Source organism: Cupriavidus sp. FW305-46, from assembly GCF_058787075.1.
On record NZ_JBYSZI010000028.1, the window covers coordinates 1 to 8,885 of the forward strand.

Here is an 8,885-nt window from a genome sequence, read left to right on the forward strand (position 1 = left end):
CACGATGACATAGGGGTGGGGGGCGAAGGCCTCGTTGATGGTGTCCATGCCTTCGGGCGGGCGCACCATCACCGCCAGGTCGGTCAGGTTGCCGGCCAGCTGGTGCAGCAATTCCTCGCGGTTATGCACGGCAAGGTTCAGGGTCACGCCTTCATGGCGGTTCATGAACTCGGCCAGCAGGCGCGGAAAGAAATAGTCGCCGGCGCTGATCACCGCCACGTTGAGCCGGCCGCCGGAGATGCCCTTGAGCTGGGACATGGCGTCTTCGGCCTCGCGGAACTGCTGGATGATGCTGCGGCTGTAATGCAGCATCTCGTGGCCCGCCGGGGTCAGGTAGATCTTCTTGCCCAACTGCTCGAACAGGGGCAGCCCCACGTGGTGCTCCAGCTGCCGCACCTGGGTCGATACCGCGGGCTGCGTCAGGTGCAGTTCCTCGGCAGCGCGTGAAAAGCTCATATGGCGGGCAACGGTCTCAAAGACCTTCAACTGCCGCAGTGTGGCGTTCCTCATCCTCGTCCCGTGCAATATATAAACGATTGGCTATATAAACGATAAAAAACTTTATGCAGTGCTGATCTTAGATTCAAGTAGCATCAATCGTCGGATTTGCCTGCCCCGCCCCGAATCCGGCTCTCCGGCTTGCGCCAGGAGCCCGCCAATGGCCACAAGCATGGCCGATAACAACGATGGCTGCCTACAGCCACGACAAAAAATACACAAGGAGACTACCGTGACCGGACTGAATGCAACGGTGCGTGCAACGCGGCACCCCGCCATGGCTGAAGAGACCCATCGCAGCCACGCCGGTGCCGGGCAGGGGGGCAGGTCGTGAATATCTCGCTCCCCCAACTGAAGGCCTTCGCCGCAGTGGCGCGGCACAAGAGCTTTACGCGTGCCTCGGTTGAGCTCGGCCTGACGCAATCCGCGGTCAGCCGCAGCGTGCGTGAGCTGGAAGATGAGATCGACCAGCGCCTGTTCGACCGTACCACGCGCCAGGTGGAACTGACCGATGCCGGCCAGCACCTGTCGCAGCGCATCTGCCACCTGATCGAAGAGGTCGAGCAGACCCTGCGCGACAGCCAGAGCGCCAGCCGTCCGTGCCAGGGCCTGGTGCAGATCGCTTCGGATCCGGTGCTCAGCTCGATGTCGGTGCCGACGTGGCTGGCCGGCTGCCGGCAAGCGTGGCCGGCAATTGCCATCCACCTGAAGGACCGCTCGCAGGAGTCGGTGCTGCAGAGCGTGCGCAGCGGCGAGGTGGACTTCGGGATTGCCACCGATCCGAAGCCAACCGACGACCTCTATTGTGAACCGCTGTGCGTCGATGCCTACCACGCCGTCCTGCCCGCCCAGCATCCGCTGGCCATGCGCGACGCGGTAGGGTGGGGCGACCTGAGCGATGCCCGCGTGCTGGCCCTGGACCAGCAGTGCGGCATGCAGCCCGCGGTGGAGAAGGCGCTCAGCAGCTATCACGTGCGCGCGGGCTCGCTGCAGTTGCTCGGCCACTTTGCGGCAGTGTTCGGCATGGTGGCGCTGGGCCTTGGCATCGGCGTGGTGCCGTCGCGTGCCCAGGTGGGCGGCATGAACCCGGCGGCGGTGATGCGGCCGCTGCGTCCGCAGGTGACTTCCACGGTGATGCTGGTTCGGCGCAAGAGCCGTTCGCTCAAGCCCAATGCCGCGGCAATCTGGGATGCCTTGCGCGGCCAGGAGTATCAGGAGTCGCCGGTGGTGCGTCGTGAAACCACCATGGTGTGAGGCAATCGGCTCATCTGAGGGCATGGGGCGGGCATTCGTTGTATTAGTGCAAAACTTCCATTGATATATCACATACAGGATATTTACACATAGTGCGGTGCAGCATATAATGAAAACTCCTGATCACAACGCTATTGGAGTTTTCAAATGGAAGTCGCTCTTCTCTTCGCTCTTGGCCTGGGCCTGATTGCTGCCGGTGCCGGCGTGACCACGCTGCTGGCCACGCGCCTGCCGATGGATGTGCTGGTGACCGCGCAGGAGCACGGTCGCTTCGCCGGCCTGGGCTCGAACCAGGAAGGCGATGGCGTGGGCCGTGCCAGCCCGTCGCGCATCGTTCCCGCTGCCGGTGAGCTGGCCTACGCGTAATGCGCGCCGGCGCCATGCGCCATCGCGCTGAACCGCGCAACCAGCAAGGGTTGTAGCGGCCGGCATCCCTTGTGGCAGTACCTCGGTTGATTCCTGATCTGCGGCATGCGCCGCGAGCCAGGGCAGGGTTCTGCACGAACCTGCGGCCGCCACCATCTTCCTCCCCGATCGCTGCCAGCGATCGCTCTGCACGACCCCTCTTCCTGCGCCCGGTGCCAAGCCGGCAGGCTCGCTGCTGTGTCTTTAACGCCGCTTTCGGCGTCGTTCCCAAGCCATACGCGCGTGACCAGACATTAATGTATGCATCTAGGGACTTTCCCCAATTCATCGTTTTCCCGGTTTTTCCGAGGCGCGATCCCCGGCATTCTTGCAGATGCCATCAGTCGGCTGATTCATGTGCCGATGCATGGCAACTGCTTGATTTCCAAAGACTCCGGATGCTGTCGGACCGGCCATTGATGCAGTATGTGCACCAGTCGCACTGCAGCAACGGCCAACCAGGCGTCGCTCACCGCGGTTCCATGCTGCAGAGCCGCGACGAATACGCTTGACTTACCTGATATATCACATACCGTATAGCACTAGAACGGCTCAGCTGTTCTTTGACTGAGAGTCACGCAGAGGCGTCTACAGGCGCCCATCTTCCACCTTGGCGGCAAGCCGCTATAAGGAGACATCATGGAATTGCAGCAGCAGAGGGAGTCCACGTCGCGCTTTGCGTCGCCGTGGGTGCAACTGGTATTCGGCGTGATCTGCATGGCGATGATCGCCAACATGCAATACGGCTGGACGCTGTTCGTCAACCCGATCGACGACAAGTACCACTGGGGCCGCACCGCGATTCAGGTGGCCTTCACCATCTTCGTCGTGACGGAAACCTGGCTGGTCCCGATTGAAGGCTATCTGGTCGACAAGTACGGCCCGCGTCCGGTAGTGGTGGGCGGCGGCCTGCTGTGCGCCATTGCCTGGGCCCTGAACTCGGTGGCGTCCTCGCTGCCCATGCTTTACTTCGCGGCGGCGATCGGCGGCCTGGGTGCGGGCGCGGTGTATGGCACCTGCGTGGGCAACGCGCTGAAGTGGTTTCCCAATCGCCGGGGGCTGGCAGCGGGGATTACCGCAGCCGGTTTCGGCGCGGGCTCGGCGCTGACCGTGGTGCCCATTGCCAACATGATCAAGACTTCGGGCTATGAGGCTGCGTTCCTGTGGTTCGGTCTTGGCCAGGGCCTGATCGTGTTCGTCCTGGGCATGGCCCTGTACCCGCCGTCGGCCAAGATCCTGAGCGAGGTCAAGTCCACGCTGAAGGCTGCCGCAACCTACAACGCTTCGCCGCGCGAGGTGCTGAAGTCGCCGATCTTCTGGGTCATGTACGCGATGTTCGTGATGATGGCCGCCGGCGGCCTGATGGCAACCGCCCAGCTCGGCCCGATCGCCAAGGACTTCGGCCTGCACGACGCCCCCATCTCGATCCTCGGCCTGACCTTGCCGGCGCTGACCTTCGCACTGACCATCGACCGCGTGCTCAATGGCCTGACGCGCCCGTTCTTCGGCTGGATCTCCGATCATATCGGCCGTGAACGCACCATGTTCTTTGCCTTCGGGGTCGAGGCCATCGGCATCCTGCTGCTGTCCAAGTACGGCCACCATCCGGTTGCCTTCGTGGTGCTGACAGGCGTGGTGTTCTTTGCCTGGGGTGAGATCTACAGCCTGTTCCCTGCCACCTGCGGCGACACCTTCGGGCCGAAGTTTGCCGCCACCAACGCGGGCCTGCTGTACACCGCCAAGGGCACGGCCGCGCTGCTGGTGCCGTTCTCCAGCGTGATCACCACTGCCACCGGCAGCTGGCATGCGGTCTTCATGGTGGCCTCCGGCATGGCGGCATTGACCGCGGTGATGGCGCTGTTCGTGCTCAAGCCGATGCGCGAGGCCCATGCCCGCAAGTATGTGCATGCCAATGCCTCGGCACCGATCGGTTATCGTACCGTGCCGGAAGACCTGACCTGATGAAGAAAGCAGTACGGCGCCTCCGGCGCCGGCAGGACCCGGACGTGGCGGCTGCGATGCCTGCACAGGCGCCGCGCCCGGTAGCACAATACGAAAAATAGAAAGAGCGACAGGGAGGCGGCCCGCCGGGCGCCTTCCTGATCGCACATCGGATACCCACAAACAGAATCCAGGCACGCCATGAACCAGGTTGTCATTCCTCTCGAGGCGACGGGGCTCGGCCGGCAGCGCAAGCGCCGCCAGCCCAAGGGCCGGCAGGTAGACGCGGCCGCACTGGCCGAAGTGCGCGTGGCGCTGGGCGACATGCCCCGCCGGCGCGACTTGCTGATCGAACACCTGCACTGCATCAACGACCGCTACGGCCAGCTGGCGATGCCGCACCTGGTGGCGCTGGCCAGCGAACTGCGGCTGTCGATGACCGAGGTCTATGAAGTCGCCACCTTCTATCACCACTTCGACGTGGTGCGCGAGGACGCCGACGGCCAGATCGCACCGCCGCCGGCGTTGACCGTGCGCGTATGCGAAGGCATTGCCTGCGAGCTGGCGGGCGCACAGGCGCTGATCGACAAGCTGCCCGCGCTGCTCGGCACTGAAGTGCGCGTGGTGGCCGCGCCCTGCATCGGCCGCTGCGAGAAGGCGCCCGCGGCGCTGGTCGGGCAGAATCCGGTCGACACCGCCACGGCCGAGGCCATCGACGCCGCCGTGCAGGCAAAGGCCGTGCGCCATGCGCCCGAGCCCTATATCGGCTACGACGCTTACCGGAAGGACGGCGGCTATGCCTTGCTTAAGTCCCTCGCCAGCGGCGACCTGGACCAGGCCGCCGTGCTGTGCACGATGGAGGACTCCGGCCTGCGCGGCCTGGGCGGCGCAGGCTTCCCGACCGGGCGCAAATGGCGCATCGTGCAGAACGAGCCCGCACCGCGGCTGATGGCCATCAACATCGACGAGGGCGAGCCCGGCACCTTCAAGGACCGCGTCTACCTGGAACGCGATCCGCACCGGTTCCTGGAAGGCATGCTGATCGCGGCAACGGTGGTCAACGTGTCAGCGATCTATATCTACCTGCGCGACGAATACGCCGGCTGCCGCGAGCTACTGGCGGAAGAACTGCGGCGGCTGCAGCAAGACCCGCCAATCCCCGGCCTGCCGACGATCGAACTGCGCCGCGGCGCGGGCGCCTATATCTGCGGCGAAGAGTCGGCCATGATCGAGTCGATCGAAGGCAAGCGCGGCATGCCGCGGCTGCGCCCGCCCTATGTGGCGCAGGTGGGCTTGTTCGGACGGCCCACGCTGGAGCACAACTTCGAGACCCTGTACTGGGTGCGCGACATCATCGAGAAGGGCGCCGAGTGGTTTGCCTCGCAGGGGCGCAACGGGCGCAAGGGCCTGCGCTCGTTCTCGGTCTCGGGCCGCGTGAAACGTCCCGGCGTGCACCTGGCGCCGGCCGGCATCACCGTGCGCGAGCTGATCGACGAATACTGCGGCGGCATGCTCGACGGCCATGCGTTCTACGGCTACCTGCCGGGTGGCGCCTCGGGCGGCATCCTGCCGGCGTCGATGGGCAATATCCCGCTGGACTTCGACACGCTGCAGCCCTACGGCTGCTTTATCGGCTCGGCCGCGGTGGTGATCCTGTCCGACCAGGACAGCGCCACGCACGCAGCGCGCAACCTGATGCACTTCTTCAAGCACGAGTCCTGCGGGCAATGCACACCGTGCCGCACTGGCACCGCCAAGACGCTCGACCTGATCCGCCAGCCCAAGTGGGACCTGTCGGCGCTGGATGACCTGTCCGCGGTGATGCGCGATGCATCGATCTGCGGGCTGGGGCAGGCCGCGCCCAATCCCGTCGACTGCGTCATCAAGTACTTCCCGCACGAACTGGCCTGAGAGACTGACATGAATGCACTGACCCGCGCCGAACGCGCGCTTGTCGAATCCGCCGAGCCAGCCGTCACCTTCACGCTCAATGGCCGCGAGGTGAGCGCCCAGCCCGGCGAAAGCCTGCTGAAGGTCGCGCAGCGCGAAGGCTTCGACGTGCCGCACCTGTGCTACAAGGACGGCCTGGAGCCGGCCGGCAACTGCCGCGCCTGCATGGTCGAGATCCAGGGCGAGCGCGTGCTGGCCCCGTCCTGCTGCCGCTATCCCGCCGCAGGCATGCAGGTGCAGACCGAATCCGAGCGCGCCCGCCGCGCCCAGCGCACGGTGCTGGAGCTGCTGCAGTCGGACATGCCCGAGACCGACTACACCCGCCACAACGAGCTGGATCAGTGGGCCGCGAAGCTGGAGGTCGGCAAGCCGCGCTTTGCCCCGCGCGAACGCGTGGCGGCGGATTTGTCGCACCCGGCCATCGCCGTCAACCTGGATGCCTGCATCCAGTGCACGCGCTGCCTGCGTGCCTGCCGCGACGAGCAGGTCAACGACGTGATCGGCCTGGCCCTGCGCGGCGACGAAGCCCGCATCGTGTTCGACATGGACGACCCCATGGGCGCGTCGACCTGCGTGGCCTGCGGCGAATGCGTGCAGGCCTGCCCGACCGGCGCGCTGATGCCCGCGCGCGATGCCGCGCTGGCGGTTCCGGACAAGCAGGTGGACTCGGTCTGCCCGTACTGCGGCGTGGGCTGCCAGCTGACCTACAACATCAAGGACAACCGCATCCTGTTCGTGGAAGGGCGCGATGGCCCGGCCAACCACGAGCGGCTGTGCGTGAAGGGCCGCTACGGCTTTGACTACGTGCAGCATCCGCAGCGCCTGACGGTGCCGCTGGTGCGCCGCGAAGGCGTGCCCAAGCAGGGCGATTTCGTCATGGACCCGGACCACGTCATGGACGTGTTCCGCGAGGCCACCTGGGAAGAGGCGCTGGCGCTGGCCGGCGGCAAGCTCGCGCAGATCCGCGACACCCACGGCAAGCGCGCGCTGGCAGGGTTTGGCTCGGCCAAGGGCAGCAATGAAGAGGCCTACCTGTTCCAGAAGCTGGTGCGCACCGGGTTTGGCAGCAACAACGTCGACCACTGCACGCGGCTGTGCCATGCCTCGTCGGTGGCGGCGCTGCTGGAGGGGATCGGCTCGGGCGCGGTATCGAACCCGGTGATGGATGTCGACAAGGCCGAGGTGGTGATCGTGATCGGCGCCAACCCGACCGTGAACCACCCGGTCGCGGCCAGCTGGATCAAGAATGCGGTGAAGAACGGCACCAAGCTGATCGTGGCAGATCCGCGCCGCTCGGACCTGGCGCGCTTTGCCCATCGCTTCATGCAGTTCAAGCCCGATGCCGACGTGGCGCTGCTCAACGCGATGATGCATGTCATCGTCACCGAGGGCCTGGTGGACCAGGACTTCATCGACAGCCGCACCATCGGCTTCGACGAGCTGCAGCGCAATGTCGCGGCGTACAGCCCGGAACTGATGGCGCCGGTGTGCGGCATCGAGGCCGAGGTCATCCGCGAGGTGGCGCGGCTGTATGCCACGTCCAAGGCCTCGATGATCCTGTGGGGCATGGGCGTGTCGCAGCACGTGCACGGCACTGACAACGCGCGTTGCCTGATCGCGCTGGCGCTGATGACCGGCCAGATCGGCCGCCCCGGCACCGGCCTGCATCCGCTGCGCGGCCAGAACAACGTGCAGGGCGCGTCCGATGCCGGCCTGATCCCGATGATGTACCCGGACTACCGCCGCGTGGACGATCCCGTGGCGATCGCCAGCTTCGAGGCGCTGTGGGGCATGCCGCTGGACCGCCAGCCCGGCCTGACCGTGGTCGAGGTGATGCAGGCGATCGAGCGCGGCGAGGTGCGCGGCATGTACATCATGGGTGAGAACCCGGCGATGTCAGACCCCGACGCCGAGCATGCGCGCGAGGCGCTGGCCTCGCTCGACCACCTGGTGGTGCAGGACATCTTCCTGACCGAGACCGCCTATCTGGCCGACGTGGTGCTGCCGGCCTCGGCCTTCCCGGAGAAGACCGGCACCTTCACCAACACCGACCGCACCGTCCAGCTCGGCCGCCAGGCATTGAACCCGCCGGGGCAGGCGCGCCAGGACCTGTGGATCATCCAGCAGATGGCTGCGCAGCTGGGGTTGGACTGGCACTACGACGGCGTGGCCGAGGTCTTCGACGAGATGCGCCAGGCCATGCCCAGCATCGGCGGCGTGACCTGGGAGCGGCTGGAGCGCGAGCACGCCGTGACTTATCCGTGCAAGGAAGAGGGCGACCCGGGCGAACCGGTGATCTTTATCGACAGCTTCCCGACCGCCAGCGGCCGTGGGCGCTTCGTGCCGGCCGACATCATCCCGGCAGCCGAGCGGCCCGATATCGACTACCCGATGGTGCTGATCACCGGCCGCCAGCTCGAGCACTGGCACACCGGCAGCATGACGCGGCGCGCCGGCGTGCTGGATGCGATCGAGCCGGATCCGGTGGCGCTGGTGCACCCGCTGGACCTGGACGCGCTGGGCGGCAAGCCGGGCGACGTGGTCACGCTGGCATCGCGCCGCGGCGAAGTCACGCTGTACGCGCGGGCCGACGCCGGCACGCCGCGCGGGGCGGTGTTCGTGCCGTTCTGCTACTACGAGGCGGCGATCAACAAGCTGACCAATGCGGCACTGGACCCCTTCGGCAAGATCCCGGAGTTCAAGTACTGCGCGGTGAAGATGGCACTGGGCGGCGCGGCGCCGGAGCAGTCGAGCTACGGCGGCGGGCAGATCCTGGCGCCGGTGTAGGGCCGACGGCAAGCCCTGGCGGGGGGGGGGGGGGGGGGGGGGGGGGGGGG

The 8,885-nt window shown here is 66.2% G+C and carries 6 protein-coding genes; 5 read left to right on the plus strand and 1 reads right to left on the minus strand.

The window, feature by feature from the left end; genetic code table 11:
• Positions 1-510: LysR family transcriptional regulator (locus AC3WON_RS15330; protein WP_492352170.1), on the minus strand; the 510-nt coding region annotated here is incomplete at its 3' end.
• 318 nt (positions 511-828) lie between these two features.
• Here AC3WON_RS15330 and AC3WON_RS15335 point away from each other — a divergent pair.
• From AC3WON_RS15335 to fdhF, 5 genes are all read left to right on the plus strand, one after another.
• Positions 829-1,752, plus strand: a complete 924-nt coding sequence (locus AC3WON_RS15335) for a LysR family transcriptional regulator (RefSeq protein ID WP_492319557.1) — start codon at positions 829-831, stop codon at positions 1,750-1,752.
• Between the two features lie 147 nt (positions 1,753-1,899).
• Positions 1,900-2,118 carry a hypothetical protein gene (locus tag AC3WON_RS15340; protein ID WP_010810206.1) on the plus strand — a complete coding sequence of 73 codons (219 nt, stop codon included), beginning with the start codon at positions 1,900-1,902 and terminating at the stop codon, positions 2,116-2,118.
• Positions 2,119-2,796: 678 nt separating this feature from the next.
• Entirely contained in the window at positions 2,797-4,119 is a 1,323-nt protein-coding gene (gene oxlT / locus AC3WON_RS15345; protein WP_492319558.1) for an oxalate/formate MFS antiporter, read from the plus strand.
• Positions 4,120-4,299: 180 nt separating this feature from the next.
• Positions 4,300-6,009, plus strand: a complete 1,710-nt coding sequence (locus AC3WON_RS15350; protein WP_492319559.1) for an NADH-ubiquinone oxidoreductase-F iron-sulfur binding region domain-containing protein — start codon at positions 4,300-4,302, stop codon at positions 6,007-6,009.
• Positions 6,010-6,018: 9 nt separating this feature from the next.
• Positions 6,019-8,835, plus strand: coding sequence for a formate dehydrogenase subunit alpha (fdhF, locus tag AC3WON_RS15355; RefSeq protein WP_492319560.1), 2,817 nt, complete (start codon positions 6,019-6,021; stop codon positions 8,833-8,835).
• Positions 8,836-8,885 lie beyond the last annotated feature (50 nt).

What these genes read in the sequence shown, in the direction of transcription:
- AC3WON_RS15350 (WP_492319559.1), top strand. Translation starts at nt 4,300, where the DNA reads ATGAACCAGGTTGTCATTCCTCTCGAGGCGACGGGGCTCGGCCGGCAG.
- oxlT (WP_492319558.1), top strand. Translation starts at nt 2,797, where the DNA reads ATGGAATTGCAGCAGCAGAGGGAGTCCACGTCGCGCTTTGCGTCGCCG.
- AC3WON_RS15340 (WP_010810206.1), top strand. Translation starts at nt 1,900, where the DNA reads ATGGAAGTCGCTCTTCTCTTCGCTCTTGGCCTGGGCCTGATTGCTGCC.
- fdhF (WP_492319560.1), top strand. Translation starts at nt 6,019, where the DNA reads ATGAATGCACTGACCCGCGCCGAACGCGCGCTTGTCGAATCCGCCGAG.